This is a genomic window from Leisingera sp. ABM4_101, from assembly GCF_056158725.1.
Map to the genome: position 1 here is coordinate 479095 of NZ_JBSWTV010000002.1, position 23973 is coordinate 503067.

General features: G+C 56.0%; 23 protein-coding genes and 1 pseudogene. 4 read left to right on the plus strand and 20 right to left on the minus strand.

Annotation, left to right across the window (positions count from 1 at the left end):
* Position 1: 1 nt before the first annotated feature.
* From ACXAEK_RS03355 to ACXAEK_RS03365, 3 genes are all read right to left on the minus strand, one after another.
* Positions 2–928 carry a 3-hydroxyacyl-CoA dehydrogenase family protein gene (locus ACXAEK_RS03355; protein ID WP_475039926.1) on the minus strand — a complete coding sequence of 309 codons (927 nt, stop codon included), beginning with the start codon at positions 926–928 and terminating at the stop codon, positions 2–4.
* Positions 925–2091 (minus strand): serine hydrolase domain-containing protein, encoded by a 1167-nt coding sequence (locus ACXAEK_RS03360; protein WP_475039927.1) that lies wholly within the window; start codon positions 2089–2091, stop codon positions 925–927. The genes ACXAEK_RS03355 and ACXAEK_RS03360 overlap by 4 nt, the downstream gene beginning before the upstream one ends.
* Positions 2092–2332: 241 nt before the next feature.
* The gene (locus ACXAEK_RS03365) at positions 2333–3838 is read right to left on the minus strand and encodes an SGNH/GDSL hydrolase family protein (RefSeq protein WP_475039928.1); all 1506 of its coding nucleotides are present in this window, start codon (positions 3836–3838) and stop codon (positions 2333–2335) included.
* 112 nt (positions 3839–3950) lie between these two features.
* On the opposite strand from ACXAEK_RS03365, the gene ACXAEK_RS03370 reads away from it, so the two are divergent.
* Entirely contained in the window at positions 3951–4907 is a 957-nt protein-coding gene (locus ACXAEK_RS03370; RefSeq protein WP_475039929.1) for an AraC family transcriptional regulator, read from the plus strand.
* 335 nt (positions 4908–5242) lie between these two features.
* Here the strand turns inward: ACXAEK_RS03370 and ACXAEK_RS03375 are convergent, their stop codons facing one another.
* Positions 5243–6175, minus strand: a complete 933-nt coding sequence (locus tag ACXAEK_RS03375; RefSeq protein WP_475039930.1) for an oxidoreductase — start codon at positions 6173–6175, stop codon at positions 5243–5245.
* Between the two features lie 83 nt (positions 6176–6258).
* Here ACXAEK_RS03375 and ACXAEK_RS03380 point away from each other — a divergent pair, with 83 nt between their 5' ends.
* Positions 6259–6900: a TetR/AcrR family transcriptional regulator gene (locus ACXAEK_RS03380; RefSeq protein WP_475039931.1), complete on the plus strand. Its 642-nt coding sequence runs from the start codon at positions 6259–6261 to the stop codon at positions 6898–6900.
* 64 nt (positions 6901–6964) lie between these two features.
* Here ACXAEK_RS03380 and ACXAEK_RS03385 read toward each other — a convergent pair whose 3' ends face one another.
* The 3 genes from ACXAEK_RS03385 to ACXAEK_RS03395 all read right to left on the minus strand — a co-directional run bounded on the left by ACXAEK_RS03385 (position 6965) and on the right by ACXAEK_RS03395 (position 10314).
* The gene (locus ACXAEK_RS03385) at positions 6965–8356 is read right to left on the minus strand and encodes a TRAP transporter large permease (protein WP_475039932.1); all 1392 of its coding nucleotides are present in this window, start codon (positions 8354–8356) and stop codon (positions 6965–6967) included.
* 2 nt (positions 8357–8358) lie between these two features.
* Complete coding sequence (locus ACXAEK_RS03390) at positions 8359–9180, minus strand: TRAP transporter small permease subunit (RefSeq protein ID WP_475039933.1); 822 nt, start codon at positions 9178–9180, stop codon at positions 8359–8361.
* 75 nt (positions 9181–9255) lie between these two features.
* Positions 9256–10314, minus strand: a complete 1059-nt coding sequence (locus ACXAEK_RS03395) for a TRAP transporter substrate-binding protein (protein WP_475039934.1) — start codon at positions 10312–10314, stop codon at positions 9256–9258.
* Positions 10315–10786: 472 nt separating this feature from the next.
* On the opposite strand from ACXAEK_RS03395, the gene ACXAEK_RS03400 reads away from it, so the two are divergent.
* The gene (locus tag ACXAEK_RS03400) at positions 10787–11143 is read left to right on the plus strand and encodes a TA system antitoxin ParD family protein (protein ID WP_475039935.1); all 357 of its coding nucleotides are present in this window, start codon (positions 10787–10789) and stop codon (positions 11141–11143) included.
* A 93-nt stretch (positions 11144–11236) separates the two neighbouring features.
* Here ACXAEK_RS03400 and ACXAEK_RS03405 read toward each other — a convergent pair whose 3' ends face one another.
* From ACXAEK_RS03405 to ACXAEK_RS03445, 9 genes and pseudogenes are all read right to left on the minus strand, one after another.
* Complete coding sequence (locus tag ACXAEK_RS03405; RefSeq protein WP_475039936.1) at positions 11237–11431, minus strand: MbcA/ParS/Xre antitoxin family protein; 195 nt, start codon at positions 11429–11431, stop codon at positions 11237–11239.
* Entirely contained in the window at positions 11421–11762 is a 342-nt protein-coding gene (locus tag ACXAEK_RS03410; RefSeq protein WP_475039937.1) for a hypothetical protein, read from the minus strand. Before ACXAEK_RS03410 ends, ACXAEK_RS03405 begins: the two co-directional genes overlap by 11 nt.
* 569 nt (positions 11763–12331) lie before the next feature.
* Positions 12332–12730 (minus strand): hypothetical protein, encoded by a 399-nt coding sequence (locus ACXAEK_RS03415; protein ID WP_475039938.1) that lies wholly within the window; start codon positions 12728–12730, stop codon positions 12332–12334.
* A 5-nt stretch (positions 12731–12735) separates the two neighbouring features.
* On the minus strand, positions 12736–13134 hold the full coding sequence (locus tag ACXAEK_RS03420) for a helix-turn-helix domain-containing protein (protein ID WP_475039939.1): 399 nt from the start codon (positions 13132–13134) through the stop codon (positions 12736–12738).
* Complete coding sequence (locus tag ACXAEK_RS03425; RefSeq protein ID WP_475039940.1) at positions 13131–13514, minus strand: hypothetical protein; 384 nt, start codon at positions 13512–13514, stop codon at positions 13131–13133. The genes ACXAEK_RS03420 and ACXAEK_RS03425 overlap by 4 nt, the downstream gene beginning before the upstream one ends.
* A 14-nt stretch (positions 13515–13528) precedes the next feature.
* The gene (locus tag ACXAEK_RS03430) at positions 13529–14908 is read right to left on the minus strand and encodes a hypothetical protein (protein ID WP_475045346.1); all 1380 of its coding nucleotides are present in this window, start codon (positions 14906–14908) and stop codon (positions 13529–13531) included.
* A gap of 144 nt (positions 14909–15052) precedes the next feature.
* A pseudogene (locus tag ACXAEK_RS03435) lies at positions 15053–15403 on the minus strand (TniQ family protein); the annotation flags it as partial.
* Positions 15403–15849 (minus strand): hypothetical protein, encoded by a 447-nt coding sequence (locus tag ACXAEK_RS03440; RefSeq protein WP_475039941.1) that lies wholly within the window; start codon positions 15847–15849, stop codon positions 15403–15405. The pseudogene ACXAEK_RS03435 and the gene ACXAEK_RS03440, both read right to left, overlap by 1 nt.
* Before the next feature lie 21 nt (positions 15850–15870).
* Positions 15871–16997, minus strand: a protein-coding gene (locus tag ACXAEK_RS03445; RefSeq protein WP_475038988.1) for an IS3 family transposase whose coding sequence is annotated in 2 segments (ribosomal slippage) — positions 15871–16733 and positions 16733–16997 — 1128 coding nt in all. Because the reading frame shifts where the segments join, the coding sequence is not laid out codon by codon here.
* Between the two features lie 71 nt (positions 16998–17068).
* Between ACXAEK_RS03445 and ACXAEK_RS03450 the strand changes: the two genes are divergently transcribed.
* Positions 17069–17785, plus strand: a complete 717-nt coding sequence (locus ACXAEK_RS03450) for a hypothetical protein (protein WP_475039942.1) — start codon at positions 17069–17071, stop codon at positions 17783–17785.
* Positions 17786–18370: 585 nt separating this feature from the next.
* Here the strand turns inward: ACXAEK_RS03450 and gyrB are convergent.
* The 4 genes from gyrB to dnaN all read right to left on the minus strand — a co-directional run bounded on the left by gyrB (position 18371) and on the right by dnaN (position 23825).
* The gene (gene gyrB, locus ACXAEK_RS03455) at positions 18371–20788 is read right to left on the minus strand and encodes a DNA topoisomerase (ATP-hydrolyzing) subunit B (RefSeq protein WP_475039943.1); all 2418 of its coding nucleotides are present in this window, start codon (positions 20786–20788) and stop codon (positions 18371–18373) included.
* A 140-nt stretch (positions 20789–20928) separates the two neighbouring features.
* Positions 20929–21549, minus strand: coding sequence for a LysE family translocator (locus ACXAEK_RS03460; protein WP_475039944.1), 621 nt, complete (start codon positions 21547–21549; stop codon positions 20929–20931).
* Positions 21546–22643 carry a DNA replication/repair protein RecF gene (gene recF, locus ACXAEK_RS03465; protein ID WP_475039945.1) on the minus strand — a complete coding sequence of 366 codons (1098 nt, stop codon included), beginning with the start codon at positions 22641–22643 and terminating at the stop codon, positions 21546–21548. Before recF ends, ACXAEK_RS03460 begins: the two co-directional genes overlap by 4 nt.
* 63 nt (positions 22644–22706) lie before the next feature.
* The gene (dnaN, locus tag ACXAEK_RS03470; RefSeq protein ID WP_475039946.1) at positions 22707–23825 is read right to left on the minus strand and encodes a DNA polymerase III subunit beta; all 1119 of its coding nucleotides are present in this window, start codon (positions 23823–23825) and stop codon (positions 22707–22709) included.
* Between the last annotated feature and the right edge of the window lie 148 nt (positions 23826–23973).

Below are 23973 nucleotides of genomic sequence, written 5' to 3' on the forward strand. Positions count from 1 at the left end.
CTTAAATCCCTTTTGCTGCCGCCAACAGGTACTGCAAAACGAGATCATCGCGCCGTTTGGCCAGATCAGTCATGGAAGCATCGCCGACCGCGGCACGGACACCTTTTTCAAGCGTATCAACAACCTCGGGGGTGAGACGCGGGTTCCCAAGATCATCCCACCAACTTTGGAATGGGCCGCCCAGATGGTCACAAAAGGCACGGATGCCGCCAGCACCACCGCCCAGATGCAGCAGAGTGTTTGGTCCCAAGGCCGCCCATCGCAAGCCTGGCCCATAGGCCACAGCCTTATCTATGTCCTCTACGCTTGCCACACCTTCCATCGCAAGATGGACGGTTTCGCGCCAGATAGCCGCCTGCAGGCGATTTGCAATATGGCCTGGAACCTCCTTGTTCAGGCGCACGCATATCTTGCCGATACTCTCATAGAATTCAGTGGCTTCTGCCAGCACTCCCTCATCCGTCATCTCGTTATCCATTAGCTCGACAAGGGGGATGAGATGGGGCGGGTTGAACGGGTGAGCCAAAACAAAACGGCCAGGATTGGAAAAGCCTGCCTGCATCTCGGACAGTTTCAGACCAGAGGTTGAGCTGCCGATGATCACACCTTCTTTTAGGTGTGGTTCAATTTTCGCATAGAGGTCATGCTTGATTTCTAGCCGCTCTGGTACGCTTTCCTGAATGAAGTCAGCATCAGTAACTGCCTCAACGGGATCAGTTGTAAAGCGCATCTTCGAAACATCATCGGCATATTCCCACCCTAGAGCGGCGAGAGCTTCGGCAGAGTTCCGAACAAGGCTTGTTACGCGAAATTTCGTGTCGGGTGATGGGTCGAACACGGCAACCTCTCGTCCGGTGGCAGCAAAGAGAGCAGCCCAACTCATGCCAATGGTTCCGGCACCGAGAATAGCAATTTTCGGACGCTTCATGGTGTTTTTTCCTCTTGGAGACCCGCATAGACGGCTTCCCGCAATCCAATGCGGTGTGCTGCACGGTTTTCGGGTGAGTGAGTAAGAAAGACAGTTATGAGGTCGTTCTCTGGGTCGACCCAGAAATTCGCACCTGACACACCCGGCCACAGAATTTCCCCTATGCCACCCGGTACGCTGTGTGATTTTGCTGTCCTGACAGCTAGGCCCAGGCCAAAGCCCAGGCCGTTTTCAGGTTTCGGTGCGCTAATGCCAAGTTTTGTTGTGTATTGGCCAAACTGAACACCTGTCGGCAAATGGTTATGGCACATGAGGGACAGCGTGCCTGGTTGAAGCAACCTGATCCCTTCAAATATGCCATCATTCTGAAGCATTCGGGCAAACCGCATGTAATCAGAGACGGTTGTCCACAACCCAGCCCCGCCAGACCACCAGGACTGGTCCGAAGACATCAATGGTGCGATTGCATCGCGTACAGGTGACGGAGGAAGCTCCGCAACATTTGCTGTTTTTGGCACAAACTCCGTATTATGCATTTTCAGTGGAGCCAGCACGAGCTCTTCTAAAGCGTCATCGAGCTGCAGCTTAGTCACCACTTCGATTACGCGGCCCAACAAATCTGTGGACATGCCGTATTCAAAGACCTGACCAGGTTGATGCAAAAGAGGGAGAGAGGCCAACCTTTCAGCCATCTCTTTGTTATCTATTCTAAAATCATAGACTCCGGCTTCCCGGTAGCGGCGATGAATGTCATCTCCGCCTAAGAATCCATAGGTAACCCCTGAAGTATGGATCATTAGGTCAAGAATGGTGGGAGGGCGGTCAACTGGCACCAGTTGCCCTGACGGAAGCAGGACGCCTTCCGCGCCCAGTCCAGGCACAAAGCGTTGCACTGGATCGCATAGCGTTAGATAGCCATTCTCGACGAGCTTCATAGCAGCGGCTGACACGATTGGCTTCGTCATTGACGCAATCCAGAATTGCGTATCACGCGTCACCGGAAGACCGTCGGCGCCACGAATTCCGAAAGCTTCAGAAAAGACAGTTTCACCGCTTCTAAGAATTTCCAACACGCCGCCATTCAAGCGCCCTGCACTAACCTCGCTATTGATCCATTTTTGAATATTGGCCGGGTCAAAGTCCGGCGACACTGCGTGTCTCATTGCATCGGCTCCAACAGGCAAAACGCAAAGGCAGGCAGAAGTGTGATCGCAATCGCATCCAGTACTTTTGCGCCACCGGTAAATCGGATGGGGGCTGAAGACACTAATGCCTTCAACCTATTTTTTTCGAGTCTTCTCATCTCTAACGGACCGCAACCTTTGCATCGAACAGCGGTGCCAAGAAGATAGAGTTTTTCATTTCATCCTCACGGGCACATTGTCGTGGGCAAAGGGCATTTCTTTAGATCAATCCCCATTGGTCCGCTTCTTCCAGAAGTGGGGTGGAGATGATTTCGGGGGAGATTTCCAGGCCTTCAACGGCGGTGACGGTCTCGATGCTACGAGTTTCGATACCCAGATCATCGAGCGTCAAAGTGCCATTGTTGAACGCTTGAGCATCGTCAGCTGCGAGGCGCAGGATCAAAGTATCCTCACCGCGACCGCCGACAAACCTATTGGTGTCAGCGGAGCTGTCTCCACCAAAGAGAGCCTGATCAGTGAAGATGAAAACATCTTCCCCGCGGCCACCAAAAGCCCTGTCTGAACCAGCGCCATCAATCAGGATATCCCTCCCGCGGCCGCCATGGCTGACATCGTCACCGTGATTATCGGCCAGAACATCGCCTCCGCGGCCTCCGATGATCACATCATCACCAGATCCGCCGCCTACAATGTCAGCCCCGCGCCCTGCAAAAATGAAATCTTCACCGGCTCCACCGAGACCTACGTCACTGCCCTGGCCGAGCCAGACATAGTCGTCGCCGGCACGAGCAACAATCAGATCATCGCTATGACTGCCGCCCAAAACTTCGTCACCTGTGGTGCCGAATTTTACGTTTGAGGTCAAAGTTTCGATCTGCAGGCGTGCAAGGATCTGATCGAATGCATCGCTGGTGTGGATGTTGTCAACCAGTGCAACCTGATCAAATGGGGCGTCGCCAATCGCAGGATTTACCGTTTGACGGTCAAGGGTAATTGGATCGTCAAACGTCCGGAAGCCGAAGCTGGTAAAGTCCTCCGAAACCTCGGTGAACATGGCGCCAAAGTCGAAGGTGGTCACTGAAACACCAAGCGCTTCGAATTGCTCGACATTGGACGTCAATAGCTCGTTAAAAGCGTCGCTGATCAGAGGCATAAACGCTTGCACTTCAGGTGGAAAGAAAATCTCAGCAATGGGATAGCTCCCAAAATTTGGCAAGGTATACAGGAAAACCTCGCCGACCCCCGCATCGGCCAGTCGCTCTGCCTGGGCCAGAACGGCGTCGAAAATTTCTTGTCCGCGCGCTTGCGCCTCTACCTCGGGAGCCTGCGTCCAACTTGCATAGTCAGTCAACAGAATGTCATTTCCGCCGATTAACAGAGATACTGCTGTATTTGACAAGTCTTCCTGGGGCTCAAGGTTGCTCAGAAAACTGTCAATTTGGCCCGACAGATCAAATCCGGTATCCGCCTCGGGGTGATCAGGTGGAATAGGAATCCCACGAAACGTCAAAAAATCCGAAACCGTGCGATCAGTAGTTGCTGCAGCACCGGAAAAAGCCACATTTTCAACATTCTCGTCAGTCATGCCAAGATGGTCGGCCAAATAATCAGCGTACTTGAACCCATCGCTGGCGCGATTTTCCGCGAAAATATCTGGGTTGCCAGTAGGAAAACCCAAAGACTGAACAATGGTATTCAGATTGCCTGAATCCGTCCAGCTGTCCCCAAAGAAAATCAGTTTCTCGTAGTTCTGAGTCGTTGACATAGTGCGTCCTCCCTATTGGGCAGGAAGCTTAACTGTTCCAAATGGTTAACTCTTGTGCTGGGCGCCACTGGTTTTTGTGATAGAGTCCACTTGCTAAACGGGAGCCTGTTCCATGTCAAAACTCCATCCATCTGAGGCGCTTTCCGCTCTTCCACTGATTGGGCGGTCTGATGACGTTGAGAAAACAGCCAGCGGCGATCACTGGCACTCGATCTTCAGTGAAATCTGGGGAGATATTAACGTTAAACCCGTCGCCGACGGACAGATCTCCGGCAGCTTGCGCAGTAAGCAAATTGGAGCCCTGACCTTCAATCGTATCGAATTTGGCAACCAGCAGTTCGAGAAGTCACTCCAGCGTGGCTCCAGTGAAGAACCTTTTTTTTCGCTGAGTTTTCCCGAGAGCGGGGCAGCCTTGTGCCAGATTGGCGATGTTCGCAAAGAGCTCCGGCCGCAGACAACCTATCTTCTCAACAATGGTCTGGCAGCAAAGCTACGCGTTGAGCGGGACTACTCAACCTTCAATGTGAAAATCCCCGCGGACGCACTAGAGCAACGACTTGGGCGGTCAGCTGATATCTTGTCGCGCCCGATTGTTCAGCCTGATGCGATCTTTCACATGTTGCAGTGTCTAATCATCGAGTTGCTCGAAAACGTGGACGAGAGCGATGATCACGCGATTGGCTTCATGACCAACCAAATGCTTGATACGGTCGCGTTCTTCCTGACTTCCGGGGGGCAAATGTCAGACGACAGCCTGGCTGTGCAGTCTGCCCGGGCCAGAGTAATAGCGTACATCGACGCCTGTTTTCGCGATCCAGACCTGACTCCCAAAGCCATCGCGCAAGCTTGCGGTATATCGCGCAGCTACTTGTACAAAGTGTTCGCAGATGGACAGTCAGTCATGGAGAGGATTAAAGTTCGCCGATTGGATGCAGCTCGCAGCTTAATCGAACAGCCCAAGTGCAGTCTTTCGATGACGGAGGTTGCGATGACGACGGGCTTTTCAAGCTCAAGCGAGTTTTCACGCTTGTTTAAGAAAGAGTTCGGCGTCGCTCCAAGCAAGCTGTAGCTTGCCTATTCCGGAACGAGAGGGCTGCGCCTTCTCCTTCCCAATGCTCTTCCTACTTTGTCGTATTCGACGAAAGGTAGTGACATCGTGCTGACAGATTTTTGCAGTTTAGGTGATGACCGCGGTTGGAACTCCATTAAATCCAAATGGATCGCGCAACGCCCATACACCATAGAACTTCGAACATGCCTCTCGGATCAAATCTCCTGGAACTTCTGATGCTGCAACATCGCCTTCCTGAGGCTCTCAGCTTCTAGCTGCCTGTGACACAGGGAGAAAGTATGGCGCTAACCCAGCCCGGGTCCGCACCTATCATATTTTGAGTGTCTCATGGCCTAAGCGGTATCGTAGTGAAGTCCTGTCAATTCTTCAGTGAAGCTCCAAAGCTTTTCAGCAATCGCCTCATCTATCGGCGGCTTGACTTGAAGTTTCCAGGCTGGACCACGTATGCCGAACCGAGGACCGTAGTAGTCGCGCTTGCCGATCCCGGGATCAGTGGCGGCTCGAAGCTGCGGCGCAACTCCTGTCGAAACAGACGCCGCCATCAATTTCGAGAGTAAACCTCCCACCCCGGTCGTTTGCTGCCGTTCGGTCGCTGCCAATCCTGGATGGGCTGCGACCGACAGTGCATCCGCGCCAGCTGCATCAAAGCGTGATTGCAGTGTGTGCATGAACAGTAGGTTAGCTAGTTTGCTGTCACCATAGGCCTGGAAGCGCGAATAAGGGCGTTTTTGCCAGTCCATGTCATCAAAACGGATTTCACCAATCCGGGCTGAGCCACTTGAAACGGTTACAACTCTTGCACCGGGTGTTTTACACAAAACGTCAAACAGATGTGCGGTAAGCGCAAAATGACCATAGTGGTTTGTTGCCATTTGCATCTCGTGACCGAACTCCGTACGTCGCAAGGTCTCAAGATTAACCACTCCGGCGTTGTTCAAGAGAATGTCGAGTTGGTTCTGGTTGTCACGGTAAGTGGCAGCAAATTCTGCAATCGAGGCAAAATCAGTCAAGTCAAGGCGGATGCAAGACAGGGATGCGCTTGGCACTTCCTGCTTAACGCGCTTGATGGCTTCCTCTCCACTACTAGGCCTGCGGCAGGCTATGACAACGTCAGCTCCGTTTCGAGCCAACTCAAGGGCGGACTTAAACCCGAGCCCTACATTGCCGCCGGTTACAATGGCCCGCTTGCCGGACAGATCCGGAATGTCGTCTAGCCTCCAACTATGCACCTTAGACTCCCGCTCATTGCCATAAGAGAATGGCATTCACTTATCCGCGTATACACGGAACTTCAAGCTGCTTGTGGGTAAGAAGCCTGTGACTTATTTGAACTCGCAAGGGAGGTCGTATGTCAGAAAAGTTCATTCGCGCGCGCAGCGCGGTTCAGAAGTCGCAGCGTCAAGAGCAGCTGCTTGAAGCAGCCCGCTGTGTGATCGAACGATTAGGTGTGGACGCGAGCACAATGGCCGATATGGCGAAAGAGGCCGGCATCTCTCAATCTGCTTTTTACCGCTATTTTGGAAGCAAAGAAGAAATTCTGGCACATCTCCTAGTGGCTGAAGCGGACAAAATCTCTGACATTCTGGTCGCAGGAATTAAGGTTTGCAGGGGCTTGCCGCAACTGGCGGACGTATTTGCAAAGGTTTTCGCTGATCACCCGCTGTTCTGCGCGTTGGCGAGCGACCTGACCCGCACTTTGGAGCGCAATATTTCGCAAGATCGGCTGGTGAAAATCAAAGTCGAGTTTGCGCGTGTATTGGGGCGCTGGTCGGAAGCATTGCTTGATGCGGAAATCGTGAAAGACCGAGATACTGCCGTTTCCTTTATTCGCAACGCTCACGTCGTGCTGGCTGGCCTGTGGCCGATGACCTTGCAACGCCCGCATGTGAAAGATGCTGCTCGCCAAGCGGGCTTAGCTGAGATTAGCGGGAACTTTCAGACCGAGTTCAGTAAAATCCTAGCCGTAGTTGGCAGAGGTATGGAAAAGTAATGCTCTCGACCTGATGAGCCGAGAGCATATTTAATAAATCCGGCTGTTGCTCCGCCACACGAGGCTACGGCCCGTAAGCAACCTCGGGCAGCCAGGTTGCAAGCACCGGGAATACATACACCAGCACTAGGCCAAAAATCTGCAGACCGATGAAGGGAAGAACCCCTTTGTAGATATGACCAACGGTCACGCCCTCAGGTGCCACCCCTTTCAGATAGAACAACGCGAATCCCACTGGAGGCGTCAGGAACGAGGTTTGCAAGCACACGGCCACCAGAACGACGAACCAGATCATCCGGGCACCTTCGTCCGCAGGGCCAACATCCAGATCCGGCACGACGAGAGACACGAAGGGCAGAACGATCAGCGTAATCTCGATCCAGTCCAGGAAAAACCCAAGGACAAAGATTAGCAGCAGGATCGAAATCAGAACCCCATTGTCGTTGAAGGGCAAGCTCTTCAGTGAGTGCTCAATGAAGTCTTCTCCGCCCAGAGACTGGAACACGAAAGAAAACGCCGTTGCTCCCAGGAAGATCGCGAAGATGAACGACGTGGTGCGCGTCGTCTGAGTGCAGACCTCTTTGAGGACCTGCATGTCGAACTTCCGGTTCAGGATCGCAAGAATGGTCGCGCCCAATGCTCCGATACCCGCTGCTTCGGTCGGCGTTGCCACACCCGCGAAGATCGACCCCAAAACCGTGATGATCAATGCCGCCGGGGGTAGAATGGCAATCATAACGCCGAAGATATCCGACACCTCCATGGCTTTTGCATCGTCAGGCACAGGGGTCGCCGAAGGTGAGAGACGGGAAACCAGCAACTCATAGGTGATATATAGAAAGCCGAGCATCACGCCGGGAATCAGCGCGCCCATAAACAGGCCGCCGGTATCGACGCCTGCGGTCCGGTCCGCCATCAGAACCAGCATAATCGACGGCGGGATGATGATCCCTAAGGCACCGGTCGCGCAGACCACGCCGGATGCGAAGGCTGGGCTATAGTGGTTTTTCATCATCACCGGCATGCCCAGCAGCGCAAGAAGCACAACCGAAGCGCCGATGATTCCGGTTGATGCGGCCAGCAGAACACCGATCAGAGTAACTGTCAGCGCATAGCCGCCCGGTACGCGGCCAAAGATCTTGACGAAGTTCTCCATCAGGCTGTTGGCAATGCCCGAACGGTCCAGCATCAGCCCCATGAAGACAAACATGGGCAAGGCGACCAGAACCCAGTTGGTCATGATCGTCCACATTCGCTGAACGACGATGGACATTTGCTGGAATGAGATGCTGTAAAACCCGTCTGAGAGCTGTGCGTCGAATACAAACGCAGCGGCCAGCGCTGTTGTCAGCGAAACGCCCCCCAGAACCCAGGCAACAGGAAACCCTGTAAACAGCAGCAGGATAAAACCACCAAACATGGTCATGCACATGATTTCGTAAAACTCGAAAGCCATGATCAGTTCTCCTGGTCCGAAGGCGAGTTGGCACCCAAAAACAGGTAGGCGATGCATCTGTGCAACCGGCTGAGCGCGGCCAGCAGCAACAACAGCAGCCCGACAGCAAGTGCGCTTTTGATGATCCAGTAATGCGAAAGGCCTGCCGGAGATGTGGAGCGCTCACCATCCTCAATCGCCTTCAGAACAAAGGGGAAAGTGAAGTAGAGCAGCATAAGCAGGAACGGAATCAGGAACAGGAGTATCCCAAAGAAATCGACCAGCGCCTTTCTTTTCAAAGACATGTTTTCGTAGAGCAGATCGACCCGGACATGGTCGTCATAGACCATCGTGAAGGACAAGCCCAACAAGAACAATGCAGCGTAGATGTGCCATTGAATTTCTTCTGCCTGAACGCTGCCTTGCGCTAGTACGTTCTTCATGAAGACGTTGACGCAAATTACGGCAATCAGCAGCACCCAGAACCAAGAAACCAGCTCTCCGATCTTTTTGATGGTTGTATCCACCGCTTTCGAAAACCCGGTTTCTGGCAAGGCGGCATGATGCACGACATACTGGAGGTCATCAGGTTCGTCAGGCGACGTTGCAGTTACGTCAAACTCGTTCTCTTTTTTCTCCATCAGAGTCTCCATAGTGCGGGATTGAACCTTTGGCTGAGCTTTGCTGATGGAGAAAAGCCCAAGGCTAACTTCCGCTTCCGCCGACTGGTGCTTGGATCTTCGCCAAAGCTGTTCAACGCTGAGTTTCAGGCGGGTTTCATGCACCGTTTTGTGCCTGATCGCCTGAAGAGAAGGACGGCATGACACAGAGGTTGCCTCCGCCATGCCAGTTCCGCTTCATCCAAAATGCCGCTCCGCAAAACTATGTTTGCGAAGCGACTAAATTTGGTGTTCAGCCGATCATTCGGATTTTCCGAAATCCCGCGGCAGGTAGGCAACTCCCTTCCAGGTCTGATAGTCTTCGACAAAGGCTTCCTGGCTTTCGAAAACCTTCTTGAAGTCCGCATCAGCGGCTGCCTGCGTTTCCATCAAAGCATCGGACAACGATTTGAGCTCCTGCAGCATCTCATCCGGGATCGTTTTTGTCTCGACACCCTTTTCGGCAAAGCCGCGCAGAACTGCGCCTTGAATGGACTCCCCGCGTGACAGGGCGCGCAGCGTGGTCGCAGTGCAACTCACATCAAACAGCGACTTTGTCTGGTCGTCAAAGCCATCCCAGATATCTTTGTTCACGATCAGGTGGAAAGCGGTGTAGGTCTGGTGCCAGCCCGGGAAATAGTTGATTTTCACGATCTTGTGGAAACCAAGAAGCTCATCGACGGCAGGCATCGAAAATTCAGTTGCATCGATTGCACCTTTTTCCAGCGCCTGGAAGATTTCGGAACCTGGAAGCACAGTAACTGAAGCGCCGGCATCCTGCATCACTTGCCCGCCGAGTCCGGCAAAGCGGATCTTCAAGCCCTCCAGGTCAGCCATGGAGTTGATTTCCTTGTTAAACCAACCGGCGGTTTCCGGGCCATTGATTCCGCAAAGGATGGGATGAACACCACGGGAGCCATAGACCTCTTCTCCAAGCTCCTTCCCGCCGCCTTCGTACCACCAGGAAGTATACTCCCATGGCTCCATTCCGAAGGGGCGTGCAGCAAACAGCGGGGCCGCGGGGATCTTGCCGGAATCATAGCCCAGCCAAGTGTAGCCTGCTTCAATCGAGCCGTTCTGAACGGCATCGGTCAATTCCAGCGGAGGCACAAGATTGCCCGGCTCAAAGATCTTGAATTGGATTTTCCCGCCGGAAACAGCCTTCAGCATATCGCCGATCACTTCAGCATTTTCACCCAAAGCAGGCAGGTGCGAAGGGAAAGCATTCGGAACCTTCCACCGAATTTCCTCTTGTGCGGCAACTGCCGTGGATGCCAGTGCGGCAATAGCTGTTGCTGCAATCTTCAGCTTGTTCAACATGTGGGTTCCTCCCAGAATTTCGTTCAGAGCGGTTGCTCTTTCACAGCACACCGGTGCTTGAGGACTTACGATGACCTCATTGGTGCGGAGGGAGATTAGGCTGAAGCCGGAAGAGCTTCTTGTTGCTGAGGTCACTAATTCTTGTGACACAGTCCACTCAGGCACGACCTGACAAAGGAGATAGCGTCTGCCACGGTCCAAAGCCGTTAGGCTCACGACGGGTGATTGAATTTTGTTCGAAACTCATGAACAAGGAGGAAGTGCACACATTCTGCGTCACATAGACCCTGATCAAAGGCCGGATTGGGTGGGCGTTTCATGCTGCGTTACCGAGCGCTTCGAGCGTCGTCGATAGTTTGCAATGAGCTCCTCCAGTCGCCGCCTTCGAACGCGCTGCTCGCAAGATGATGATGTCCGAACTTTGACTTTATACCTTCATGTCGCTACTCATTTTGCAGTTCAGGAGGCAAATATGGCTCAATCCGTGAAGCTTGCCGATGACATCATGGCCTTGGTCCGCCACGAAGCACAACTGAGTGGCCGCTCATTGACTGATCAGGTCACCCACTGGCTGAAAATTGGCCGGGTAGTCGAGCGCTCCAGCAGTTTCGACTACGCCCGCATCTCCACCGTGCTCGAAGGCAATCATACCTCCACACGACCGCATGATGAGGAGGAAAATGCGTGGCTGGATACATTCACCGAAAAGATGGGGCATCCGACGGAAGCTGAAGAGGATTTCTTTTGCCGACGCCAATCACTCGGCCGCGGAGTTGGCCTCGATGCTGGAGGCAATCTCGTCTACACCAAGCACGGCACTGCCGATTGAGGCCGTGCCTTACCTTGCATGGGGACGCCTGTCGGCCTGGACTGATTGCCTCTTGGGAGGCGGAGCCATCCTAGCTCATAGCAGCCGTACTGTTCACATGGTCCAATCTCCGTGTTTCAATTCGCGAATGTAGCGGGCAACGCGAAACACCCCACCACTGTTACAGAGGTCAATCGGCCGTCTGCCATCGAATGCGTGATGTTTCTTTATCAGCCAACTTCGGGCGTACTTGGGGCTTTCGGACCAAGCCACGATCATCTTGATGATTACGCGTTCTTCAGCTGTCATTGTGCCCACTCCCAGAGTGTCCACGCTTTGGATGAGTTATTGATTTCTCGATGTAATTCACGCGGGCACGAAGCATGGAGGTTGCATCATCGACACTAAAAGGGCGATCTGCATTCAAGGAGCGATGATGAAGAGACAGCTCAGCTTCGAGCCAGTCTGACGCTGTTTCCACCAGCTTGCGGTGTTCCTGGTTGGACGGATCATACTGAATGTCCGGAAACAAGCGTGACCAGATGAAGCCGCCGGGATCTGAGTGTGTTTCCCTCAAACGGGAACTGATCTCCTTCAAAAGCTCGCGAGCCGTCGCGCTTCTCAAATCGTCTCGTGACATACCTCTTTCCTCCAATAAATCTTGGTGGAAACGTCGGGATTTGCACCCGAGGGTACACTCTGATCTGGAGCTACTGGGGGTATAAGGCCCGTCCCGCACTACGCCGCTTCCGCTGTCTGGAATTCAGATCAGGCGGATATTCGATGCAGCGTATAGAAGGCATAGGACATGCCCTCATCGTAAGCAAAGTTGGTTGTCTTGGTCAATCACTGCAGGCGCTCAGGTGAGCTAACCGGGCACCTGTCCAACTACGAAACCGCCCAGAGAGCGCCTCGTGACCGGCAACATCGACACTTCTATCTGGCAGCCGCACACCACCTTTCTCTCAAACGAGAACCGATCTCCTTCAAGAGTTCCAGAGCCAATGCTCTTCTCAAACCGTCCCGTGGCGTAATACGTTCCCTCAATCAACGCTTGGTGGAAACGTGAGATTAGCACCCGGCCCGCGGGTTCAACCTCACTTTCTGCGAACTCTTGTAGCAACGTTTGCTTGGAAGGATCCTACATGCTCACCAATGTAGTGACTGACGCAAATCGGCAGTGAATCTTGGTGAGCTGTGCCAGGTTGCTCAACTAAGCCGCAATAGAACTTCCGACATGGCAATTCCAAAGCTCGCGCACAACATTCCCGCCCCAATAATCGAGTATCGCCATTCTTTCTTGATATCTGACTTAGTCATTTCAGACACCTCAACAGCAAAGATCTTTCTAATCTCTTCAACAACTTGATCATCTTCACTTGATGCCAATTGCACAAGATTTTCCACTCGCGCTCGCGTAGGTAAAGATTGGGCAGCCGCAAAGAGTAGGACTATTGCGCCTGACATTCCCAGAAAATCAGAGGCAATTTTTCCAAACGCAGTGCTCGCTATCTCTGTAAAATAGAAGAACGCGACACATGCGATTGACAAAGCAATGACGGCTGCCCAAAACTTCTTCCCAGGGCGTAGAGAATTTTGTGTAAGCACGCAAATTACCCTATGGCTAAGATCTTGCTTTCTCTACCATGGTAAGATCTGTCACCATCAGAGACGCCGACTTCGACATTGATTGATCCCGCATCCTTGGTCTTCGTTGCCTCAATCCGCAGATCGTATCCCAGCACAGCAGCTATCTTTGCTAGCGATTTGAGATTGATTGCATGCCGAAGCTGGCCTGACTCAAATTGCGAAATTCTACCCGCTCCACTTAATCCAATCATTTCAGCTAGATCGGCTTGCGTGACACCTTCCTTCTCACGCATTTCTGTTAGAAGCATTCCAATAGTGTCTACCAAGGCGATTGCAGCATCTCCAAGCTCAACTTCTTGCTCAGAAGCTCCAAGAAGTTGGGCACGGCTTTTCACATCGTTTTTAAGTTCACTGAGCTTCATAATTCCACATCCTCTCCAACTACTCGGGCGCCTTCTTCTATACGTCTCTTTGCAGCACTCAGAAGTACGCCATGTTCGACGTCCGACCCCGAAAACTCTTTAGCAACCAGGACGACCAGCACGCCATTGCTGTCGTAGCTGAATGCCGCCCAAATGCCGAAACCGCCAGGCCAGTCCGCACCTTCGGAACTTCGATATACAAAGAGCCCTGGCTGTTCATCATCCTCAACTCCCAAAGCATCGGGAGCCATGAGCCTCCCATCAACGCTAAGAAGTGCCTGCAGGAAGGAACTGCGCTCGTCAAAAGCGATCTCCCTGTTCCGCAAAACATCCCTCAACTCCTCACCTGAGTGATCATCCTTGTTTGTAATATAGTGCATTCACATGCTCCTGTCTAGCTATAGCTAAATTTCTTTAGCTCATTATCGCAGCCACGCTGAATTGTGCGCGAGCTAAGGGAAACACTCTTCTCGTTACGTAGAAACCAGGGAAGCAGGTCGGAAAGACTGACTAAGTGTCCTCGGCTTGCCTTACCTTCCTTTTCCGCACCACATGTTTCGATCCCGCGGTTTGCGAACTCCTCAAGCAACTTTCGGGAAGACGAACCGCGTGCTTTCGCCAATGTCGCAACAGGTACGAATTCCCCCTGAAACTTCGCAAGGCTCGCCGGGCTGATCAGAAACCCAACACCTCGTCCATGCGGTACAGATCGAGCCTCCAGCAGCCCGAGTTTGCACCAGTGGGTCACACACTGTGGCTTCCAACCGGTGATCTCCGCAACGTCGTGGGCCGTCCAGTCAAGCGAATGACGGCCTGACCTGAGCTCCCGCTTAACGTCAGCCTCCAGAAAGCGGAACTCAGCCAAGAGAAGGCCGGTCTCTGCCACAACCGCTTTAGTTTCTCCAGCAAAGATGCTCTCCAAGAGCCTTGTCAGTGTCGCGCGGTCTGTCGTGCGCCTTAGCGACAGGTCCTTGAAGGCAATCGTGTCCCCCTCTCGCTCCTGAGCCGAGTTTCTAATGAATTCGACGCTGGCATCGATGACGCTGACATCAAACCCACCATCTACCAATGGGGGACGATCCTGCTTAAACACTTCCTTGATGACACCTGCAACCTTGAGCAGGTCAAACTGGCCACGGGAAATACCCAGGCGATCACGGACAAACTTGCCGTCTCTGAACAACGACCGGTTTGACTTGATCTCCACAACCGCAGAAGCAGGCACAACAGTGTGCCGGTGGCCGAGCCCGCTATTGGCCATCTTGCCCAATACCTGTCCACTCGAGACGGCTTCCACAAGGCGCTGAGACGACACCCCGATCTGTGAAGCGGCCTCTTTCGCCGTCAGCCACTCTCGCGGCTGGGAAGTGGAAAGCGCTCCTGAATATGTGCCGTCGAAGTTTTGCGCGATCACGTCGGCCACACAGTCTTTGTATGGCTGGTAGGCAGGCTCTTTGAAGCTCATGAGCCTTTGATACCAATTGCCGAGCCTGGCAGGTGCTGAATTCAGATCCTGATCGCCGGCAGCAAGCCGTTCTTCAACATGGCCTCTGAACCCATGTGGCCAATTCTCCAGCAAGGGCGCAACAGGCTTCAGGAGCGCTACCGTTTCAGCGACCGTCTTTGGAGTTGCTGTCTTGCCCTCCTTTCCCGTTCGGTTTTGCTGGAAACCAGAAGCAAGAAACTGGATGAACCTGCCCACGCTCACCGGGGCCTCTTTGGCCAAAGTAGCTGGAACGCCCTTGATCACCCCACTGATGTCGCGGGCAATCAACCGGGCTATGGCAACCTCGTGCGGCTCTGCCTCCTCCTGAGGAAACTTGCTGAGGCTGTGCCCACATGAACAAGTTTCTAAGCCGCCATTTCGTGGAGACCGGCGCTCAAAGCAAACGGGGCAACCGTCCTGCAATCGAACTCCGTGTACATGACAAGCAGAGACAAGAGCATGCCGCCACGACACATGATGCCTCCCACCTTCCTCACAGCAGGTTGGGCAAATAGGATCTGAATGACCTCGCTCAAACTGCCAATCCAGTGGAGGTGTTGCTGGTTGAGCTGACGGCGCCAACCGGGAGAGTTCTTTCTCCGGTATGCCGAGTTGATCAGATACCAATTGGAGTTCTTCAATAAGCGGTCGACCATACCTGACGTTTAGACGCGCCAGGAAACTTGAAGTCTCAGGATATGCGTTAAGCGTGGCCAGCCTGCGCAGGAACCCAAGCAGGCTTTCATTTTCTTGTGGCTTACACAGGAGGTATTGGCCGGACATCACACCCCCTGAGCAGCGGCGAGATCGTGGGGAGAACTCAATTCGACATCCAGGCCAGCGTCGGTCATAACGTCGAAGTATGAGTTGACCAGTTCACGGTCCGATGGCGGCGTTTCTTCGAAATAGATCTTTGGAGGAACATGAGATTGCACCGTAGCCAGGGCCGCGTCAGCAATCTGCTTCATCGATAACTGCTGCAGGTCCGAGCCATTGGCAGAGGTTCTCAGCACTTTCAGCACGACACCCACACGGCCGCCTGAGACCCCGTACAACCGCCGCACCGCGTCATCAGGGTCCAAGTCAATTGGCAGACCCGCCTCTTCGAGACACATGAAAGCAGCCTGCACAGCCTCATTGAAGGACTGCCGATCCTCTTCCTTGGACCAGGAATAGGGCAAAAAACTCACTGTCTTGAGAGATCTGGCTGCGAACTTGATCAGCCCCACCTGAGTGGTCCGGTTTGATTGTTAGTGCATGACCGGCCTCGGGTCCATCGGGACGAGTGTTTCCGGAGCCGGTGGGCGATAGCGCAAGGCGCTGTGTGGTCTTTTTGTGTTGTAGTGCTTCCTCCATTGTTCGATCAGGATCTGAGCCTCGCGCAGGCTGTAGAAGATTTCTCCGTTGAGCAGTTCATCGCGGAACCGGGCGTTGAAGCTTTCACAGTATCCGTTCTCCCAGGGGGATCCCGGCTCAATGTAGGCGGTCTTGGAGCCGACCGCAGCAATCCAGTCCCGGACAGCCTGTGCCACGAACTCAGGACCGTTGTCGGACCGGATGTAGGCCGGGACGCCCCGCAGGATGAACAGGTCACTCAAGGCATCGATTACGTCACCTGAGTTCAGCTTCCGCTTCACCCGGATAGCCAGGCACTCCCGGCTATGTTCGTCGAGGATGTTCAGCGTGCGGAAGGCCTTCCCATCATCGGTCCGGCAATGCACGAAGTCGTAGCTCCAGACGTGGTTGCGATATTCGGGCCGCAACCGGACACAGGAGCCGTCGTTCAGCCAGAGCCGTCCTTTCTTCGGTTGTTTCGCAGGCACTTTCAGCCCCTCACGCCGCCACAGGCGTTCGACACGCTTGTCGTTCACTTGCCAGCCTGCATCCCTCAGCAGGGCCGCGATCCGCCGGTAACCGTAGCGGCCGTATTGGCGCGCCAGCTCAATCATGTCCGCGATCAGGCGCGCCTCGTCGACCCGGCCTCGTGGCAATTTTCTCTGCGTGGAACGGTGCTGCCCCAGGACACGGCAGGCCTTCCGTTCCGACACGCTGAACCGACTGCGCACATGATCTATGCAGGCCCGGCGGCGAGCGGGGCTCAGAAGTTTCCCTTTGCGGCCTCCGACAGGATGAGCTTGTCCAGGGTCAGATCCGAAACGGCGCGACGCAGCCGCTCGTTCTCTTTCTGCAGCCGTTTGAGCTCTCTGAGTTGGTCGGTTCCCATCCCGCCGTATTGCTTGCGCCAGCGGTAGTAGGTCTGCTCGGTGATGCGCACTTCGCGGATCGCATCCACGCGCTGCAATCCCTGACCGACAAGCACCTCAACCTGCCGCAGCTTCGTGACAATCTCTTCCGGCTTGTGTCGCTTCGTTCCCATTCTGATCCTCCGTTTTCCTAAACATAACGGCGGACCACTTCATTGGGGGAGGATCAGGCTTCCTGCTTGGATTGGGCGCATTTCACTATCAGCAAAGCCGACAGGCAACCAACAAGCAGAAGGACGATTGGAGAAACGCACTTGACGCGCTGAATCGGCTTTCTGTTGCCGCAGGGGCTAACATCGAGGCGCTTGCCAACGCCAAACTGCAACTTATCGGCGCCATGGGCCCCGAAGTCGACAAGATGAAGGAAGCCTCAACAGAGATCTTTGACACACCACTGCCAGACCGGACTGAGAAGCTTCTTGCGCTTAAGGTTCTTTCAGAGTCACTGCTGCACTTCTATCTGAGCCTTCCCCAGACCTCAGTCATGCCACCACCGGACGTGGATGAGTATTCCTCCCTCAGCAAAGAAATGCCCGCACTATCGCTGTTTGTGCATCGCTCCATGGGTATGATGCAGCAGCTAAATGACCGGATCGAGTCACGAAACGCCTTAATAGCCGAACATGCTCGCGAGAGTGGCAGCGGAGACGGTATGAGCGGCGAACGTCTCCTTTACTACTCAAGCATGCTGGCTGGCGAGGGCGAAGCTATTTGTGTTCATGTTGATGATGCGCTGAGCATATGGAGGCTCGTCCTTGATCAGATCAAAGCGTACATGACGGCCAAGGCGAAGGGTGAACACTTCTTGGAGTATGAACTTGTGCCCAAGGCAGTTGATGCTTTGCCGAAAGAGGAACTGTTTCCGTTGATGCGGGCGCAAATGGCCACTTTCGGTCACTAACCTCAAGACGAAGAGGCAAAAACGGTGAGGGCACGGCCTAAGTGACTAGCATAGTGCGAATTCAGGCGGAGGCAGGTTTTGTGCGTGCATCGAATGCCTTTTTCGGCGAGCTGCGGTGCAACATCACTGCCTCTTGCTAGATGTCGCCTGTGTGCCTTCCACGAAACTTTGCAAAGTCTGTATTCTGCGCAATGCCGACGCTGACCAATACCCAAGCTGCGACTGCGGCGAACGGCGACTTTGTCCCGTCAGCAGCCACTAGGTAGCCGGGCCCCGAACGCTCGTATTCCGCCGATGATCCCCTGCTGCACAAGGCTTTCTGGAAGCCCTCTAGGGCCTTCATTGCGCCTGGAACCTTCTATGCCGACAGCCCACAGCTCACCATGCTGATGGCGAGTACAGTTAGCTGGAACGGCAATCATGAAAAAGCCCGTAGAGCAAGAAGCCCTGCGATCAACTTAAGCAAGAGGATTTCGCGGTTTCCAGCGTCCACCTCACCCTCGACATGTGCGAGAACCAAAACTATGGGCAATTTGCGCAAAAGTATGGGTCTAAAACACGCTTTTGGGCGATCCTACAAAGCCGTTAGAAATCCAGGTTTTCAACGCTCAAAGCGTTTTTCTGGATAAATTCGCGGCGCGGTTCCACCACGTCACCCATTAGCTTGGTGAACAGATCATCCGCCTCGACCATGTCGTCGATCCGCACCTGCAGCAGAGTCCGCGCATCCGGGTCCAGGGTGGTTTCCCACAGCTGGTCCGGATTCATCTCACCCAGGCCCTTGTAACGCTGTAAAGTGAGGCCCTTTTCGCCTTCTTCCAGGATCGCCTTCAACAGGCCCAGCGGGCCATGGATTACCTGGCTGCGGTCGCGGCGGACCAGCTGGGCGGTGGTGCCGTAAACTTCCTGCAGGCTTTTGGTGAAACTGCCGGTCTTACGGGCTTCGCCCGAGCGCAGCATCGGGCCATCCAGGGTGCGGACTTCCTCGACGCCGCGCAGGATACGGGCCAAGCGGATGCCGTGGTCCTGGGTGATCCGGCCCTGCCAGCCGCGTTCATATTCCAATGCGATCAGGTCCAGCCGTTGGGCAACTTTGTCGGCCACGCCCTGCAGGTCGGAATCTACGGCACCGGGCACAAAGGCGCCGGCCACGGCAGCCTGCTCCAGGATGTGGCGCGGATAGTGGGTCGGGAAAGCATCCAGCACGCGTTTGAGCTGTCGCGCCTCGTCCACTACGCGGGTGAGGTCGGCGCCGGCCATTTCAGACCCGTCGCCCAGCTTCAGAACCGCGCCATCAACGCCCTGGTTGATCAAATAGTCGTCCAGTGCTGCCTGGTCCTTGAGGTAGACCTCTGACTTGCCGCGCGCGACCTTGTAAAGCGGCGGCTGGGCAATGTAGAGGTAACCGCCCTCGATCAGCTCCGGCATCTGACGGTAGAAGAAGGTAAGCAGCAGGGTGCGGATGTGGGCGCCGTCAACGTCGGCGTCGGTCATGATGACGATCTTGTGGTAGCGCAGCTTCTCGATGTTGAATTCATCGCGGCCGATGCCAGTACCAAGCGCCATCACCAGGTTGCCGATCTCCTGGGAGGACAGCATCCGGTCAAAGCGCGCCCGTTCCACGTTCAAGATCTTGCCGCGCAGGGGCAGGATCGCCTGGGTCATCCGGTCCCGCCCGGTTTGGGCGGAGCCGCCGGCCAAGTCACCCTCGACCAGGAAGACTTCGGTCTTGGAGGGGTCTTTCTCGGAGCAGTCCTTGAGCTTGCCCGCCAGGTAGTTCACGTCCATCGCGGTCTTGCGGCGGGTCAGCTCGCGCGCCTTGCGGGCAGCTTCGCGGGCCAGGGCCGCCTCGACGATCTTGCCAACGATCTGCTTGGCTTCGTTGGGATTTTCCTCGAACCATTCGGCCAGCTTTTCGCCCATCAGGCTTTCAACCACAGGGCGCACCTCGGAGGACACCAGCTTATCCTTGGTCTGGCTGGAGAACTTCGGGTCCGGCACCTTGACCGACAAAACACAGGTCAGGCCTTCGCGGGCGTCGTCACCAGTGAAGGAGACCTTCTCTTTTTTGGCGATCCCCGAAGTCTGAGCATAGTTGTTGATGGTCCGGGTCAGCGCGCCGCGGAAGCCCGCCACATGGGTGCCGCCATCGCGCTGCGGAATGTTGTTGGTGAAGGGCAAAACCGTCTCGTGGTAGCTGTCGTTCCACCACATGGCGATCTCGACGCCGATGTCGTCCTTTTCCCCCACGATATAGACCGGGGCCTCCATCACCGGGGTCTTGTGCCGGTCCAGGTATTTGACGAATTCCTTGACGCCGCCCTCGTAGAACAGCTCAGCCGAGAGTTTCTCTGCCGGGCGTTCATCCTCCAGAATGATCCGCACGCCGGAGTTCAGGAAGGCGAGTTCACGCAGGCGCTTTTCCAGTGTCTCGAAAGAGTATTCCAGATTCGAGAAGGTATCCGTCGACGCCATGAAGCGGACTTCGGTGCCGGTCTGGTCGCCGCAATCGCCGACCACTTCCAGATGCTTGACAGTATCGCCGCGTTCAAACCGGGCTACGTGTTCCTTGCCGTTACGCCAGATCCGCAGTTCCAGCCAGTCGCTGAGCGCGTTCACCACGGACACACCTACCCCGTGGAGGCCGCCCGATACCTTATAGGAGTTGCTGTCAAACTTACCGCCTGCGTGCAGCTGGGTCATGATGACCTCGGCCGCCGAGACACCCTCTTCGGCATGGATATCCACCGGAATGCCGCGGCCGTTGTCGCTGACCGAGACGCTGGAATCGGCGTGAATTTTCACCGTCACATGGTCGGCGTGGCCTGCCAGCGCCTCGTCGATGCCGTTGTCCACAACCTCATAGACCATGTGGTGCAGGCCCGAGCCGTCATCCGTGTCCCCGATGTACATGCCGGGGCGCTTGCGAACCGCTTCCAACCCTTTGAGAACCTTGATGGAATCCGCACCGTATTCTGCGGGAGCCTGCTCGTTTCCGGACATTCACATTTTCCTGTCTTTGCTTCCGGAATTTATACGAAACCCCGGGCGGAATGTCACCCGCGGAGCCCTATTTTTCTTGGTGGAATCAGGCCGCTCCGGATCAGCCCGGCAAACCCGGCCCTGCCCCGCCGCAGTATGCCTCAAGTAAAGGGTATGATCAGCCCTACGCCAATCAGCAGCCCGCCAGACACCAGATTGATCCGGCGCAGGATCCGGGGCGAGGTGATGGCCTTGCGCATCCGGTGCACCATGCCTGCCAAGGCCAAGTTGCCGGCCAGTGGAATCACGAAGGACAGGGTCACGATTGCCGCCACATCCGGCCAGGAAGTGCCGGACAGGTCAAAGAAGCCGGGCAGCACCCCCATGTAAAACAGGATCGCCTTGGGATTGCCCAGGATCGCCGCAATCCCCGCCATGAAACCGGCCCAGATGCCGGGCCTTGTCAGCGCCCGGTTCTCCTGCACTGCCTCACCCGCATGGCGGATAAGCAGATAGCCCATACACAGGAACATCAGGCAGGCCAGCCAGCGCAGCGCGGTCATGATGCCGGTGAATTCCGACACCACCCAGGACATCCCCGCCACGGCAATCAGCGGCCACAGGATATCACCGCAAGCCACCCCCACCGCCAGCGGCCAGGCCGCCTGAAACCCGCCCGAAACGGAGCGCGCCATCAGCGCCAGCCACACTGGGCCGGGGGTCAGGAACAGGATAAGCAATGCACCCGCATACAGCAGCAGGTCCCAGGAAGTAACCGTCATTGCGGGATCACCTCTGACGTGCCGCCACTGTCGGACACTTCCAGCACCTGCGCCCGGCTGCCCAATTCGGCAAACAATTCCGGCCCCGTGCCGGTCATCCAGGCCTGTGTCCCCAGAGCGCATATCTCATCATACAGCGCGGCCCGGCGGTCGGCATCCAGATGCGCGGCCACCTCGTCCAGCAGCAGGATCGGGGGCGCCCCTTCGCGCTGTGCCAGCGCCCGCGCGTTGGCCAGAATCAGCGACACCAGCAGCGCCTTCTGCTCGCCAGTAGAGCAATCCTTGGCCGGAACCCCCTTGGCCCGGTAGGTGCCGATCAGATCGGTGCGGTGCGGCCCCACCAGGGTGCGCCCCGCCGCCAGGTCCCGGAACCGGCTTTCTTCCAGCGCCTCGCGGAAATCCTCTTCGGAGGACGGCATACTGCCTTCCGACTGCAGCAGCTCCAGCTCGGCAGCCGGAAAGGCGGTTTCCGCATCCGCCTGCGCCAGCTGCAGCAGATCCACCGCCTGCACCCGCGCTGCATGGATCCGGTGCCCGGCAGCCGCCATACGGTCTTCCAGCACCCGGTACCAGGCAGCATCGCGGATCTGTTCTTTCAGCAGCCGGTTGCGTTCCCGCATTGCCTTTTCATAGGCCAGCGAGGCCTCGGCATGGGAGGGTTCGAAACTGAGCGCAATCCGGTCCAGAAACCGCCGCCGCCCCTCTGCGGCCTCGATCCACAGCCGGTCCATCGCCGGGATCAGCCAGACCACCCGGCACACCTGCCCCAGCGCCAGTTGGCTGGCGGATTTGCTGTCGATCTTCACCTGCCGGGCATTGCCGCCCTCAGACCAGGTTTCCACTTCATAGGCCTGCGACGGCGCCCGCAGCTCGCCTTTCAGCTTCCACCCCAGCGCCTCCGGCTGGCGCGCCATGTCTGCTGCACTAGCCCGGCGCAGGCCGCGGCCAGGGGAGAACAGCGACACCGCTTCCAGAATGTTGGTCTTGCCCGCCCCGTTGCTGCCGTGAATGGCCACCGGCCGCCCATCCAAATGCAATTCCGCCCGCAAATGCGAGCGGAAATGGGACAAAACAAGTGAGGTCAGAGCCAGCACGCGGGAGCTCCCTAGTTCTTCTGGCCTAAAATATCCCCGCCGGAGGCAGCGCCGTCAGGCGCTTCAAACCCGCATTGGCATCACGACGTAGACGGCGCTTTCGTCACTGCCTTCGCGCATCAGGGTCGGATCGCCGGAGGAGTTGAACATGAACACCGCATTCTCGCGGTCCACCTGGTTGGCGATCTCCAGCAAGTACTTGGCGTTAAAGCCAATTTCCAGCCGTTCGTCGTTATAGGCCACCGCCAGCTCTTCCTCGGCAGCACCGCTGTCGGGGGCGTTCACCGACAGGATCAGCCGGTCCTCTTCCAACTGCAGCTTCACCGCGCGGGAGCGTTCCGACGAGACCGTTGCAACCCGGTCGACGGCCTGCGCGAATTCGGCGGCGTCCACTTCCAGGCGGCGGGTGTTGCCGGCCGGTATAACGCGGGTGTAGTCGGGGAAGGTCCCGTCGATCACCTTGGAGGTCAGGGTGATGTTCGGGGTGGCAAAGCGCACCTTGGTTTCCGAGACCGAAACTGCAATGTCCATATCGTCGTCGTCCAGGAGCTTGCGCAGCTCGCCCACGGTTTTGCGCGGTACGATTACGCCGGGCATATCCTCGGCACCCAGCGGCAGCTCTGCGTCGATACGGGCCAGCCGGTGGCCGTCGGTAGCAACGGCACGCAGCGCCTTGCCGCCGTCGGCGGACGATACATGCAGGTAAACGCCGTTCAGGTAATACCGGGTCTCCTCGGTGGAGATTGCAAATTTCGACTTGTCGAAGAGGCGCCGCAGCACAGAGGCCTTGGCGGCGAAGTTCGAGTGATATTCCGACGAGGCCATCACCGGGAAGTCCTCGCGCGGCAGAGTGGCCAGAGAGAAGTTCGACCGGCCTGCCTCAACGGTCAGGCGGCCAGTTGCGGCGTCCGCGCTGAGGGTGACCAGGGCGCCGTCGGGCAGCTTGCGGACAATCTCGTGCAGGGTGGTGGCGGCAACAGTGGTGGCGCCGGCGCGCTCCACCTGCGCGGGGGCCTTGTCGACCACCTCGATATCCAGGTCGGTGGCGCGGAACTGGACGTGCTCGCCTTCGGCTTCGATCAGCACATTTGCGAGGATCGGAATGGTGTTGCGGCGCTCGACCACCGACTGTGCCTGAGCCACAGCTTTGAGAAGCGTGCCGCGTTCGATGCTGATCTTCATGTCCCAAATCCTCTTCGTCAGGCGCCCGTGTCAGTAGCCGGGACAAGCAACCTACCTGTTTACCCCTGCCGCACAAGGCTTTTTATGGATTTCTCCAAGGGATTTCCGGCGGGGTCAAGAGGGGCTGCGCGGCATTGGGGCCAAAGCG

Bases quoted from the DNA above. Each gene is read 5' to 3' on its own strand.
- ACXAEK_RS03355 (WP_475039926.1), bottom strand. From the start codon at position 928: ATGAAGCGTCCGAAAATTGCTATTCTCGGTGCCGGAACCATTGGCATG.
- ACXAEK_RS03360 (WP_475039927.1), bottom strand. From the start codon at position 2,091: ATGAGACACGCAGTGTCGCCGGACTTTGACCCGGCCAATATTCAAAAA.
- ACXAEK_RS03365 (WP_475039928.1), bottom strand. From the start codon at position 3,838: ATGTCAACGACTCAGAACTACGAGAAACTGATTTTCTTTGGGGACAGC.
- ACXAEK_RS03370 (WP_475039929.1), top strand. From the start codon at position 3,951: ATGTCAAAACTCCATCCATCTGAGGCGCTTTCCGCTCTTCCACTGATT.
- ACXAEK_RS03375 (WP_475039930.1), bottom strand. From the start codon at position 6,175: ATGCCATTCTCTTATGGCAATGAGCGGGAGTCTAAGGTGCATAGTTGG.
- ACXAEK_RS03380 (WP_475039931.1), top strand. From the start codon at position 6,259: ATGTCAGAAAAGTTCATTCGCGCGCGCAGCGCGGTTCAGAAGTCGCAG.
- ACXAEK_RS03385 (WP_475039932.1), bottom strand. From the start codon at position 8,356: ATGGCTTTCGAGTTTTACGAAATCATGTGCATGACCATGTTTGGTGGT.
- ACXAEK_RS03390 (WP_475039933.1), bottom strand. From the start codon at position 9,180: ATGGCGGAGGCAACCTCTGTGTCATGCCGTCCTTCTCTTCAGGCGATC.
- ACXAEK_RS03395 (WP_475039934.1), bottom strand. From the start codon at position 10,314: ATGTTGAACAAGCTGAAGATTGCAGCAACAGCTATTGCCGCACTGGCA.
- ACXAEK_RS03400 (WP_475039935.1), top strand. From the start codon at position 10,787: ATGGCTCAATCCGTGAAGCTTGCCGATGACATCATGGCCTTGGTCCGC.
- ACXAEK_RS03405 (WP_475039936.1), bottom strand. From the start codon at position 11,431: ATGACAGCTGAAGAACGCGTAATCATCAAGATGATCGTGGCTTGGTCC.
- ACXAEK_RS03410 (WP_475039937.1), bottom strand. From the start codon at position 11,762: ATGTCACGAGACGATTTGAGAAGCGCGACGGCTCGCGAGCTTTTGAAG.
- ACXAEK_RS03420 (WP_475039939.1), bottom strand. From the start codon at position 13,134: ATGAAGCTCAGTGAACTTAAAAACGATGTGAAAAGCCGTGCCCAACTT.
- ACXAEK_RS03425 (WP_475039940.1), bottom strand. From the start codon at position 13,514: ATGCACTATATTACAAACAAGGATGATCACTCAGGTGAGGAGTTGAGG.
- gyrB (WP_475039943.1), bottom strand. From the start codon at position 20,788: ATGTCCGGAAACGAGCAGGCTCCCGCAGAATACGGTGCGGATTCCATC.
- ACXAEK_RS03460 (WP_475039944.1), bottom strand. From the start codon at position 21,549: ATGACGGTTACTTCCTGGGACCTGCTGCTGTATGCGGGTGCATTGCTT.
- dnaN (WP_475039946.1), bottom strand. From the start codon at position 23,825: ATGAAGATCAGCATCGAACGCGGCACGCTTCTCAAAGCTGTGGCTCAG.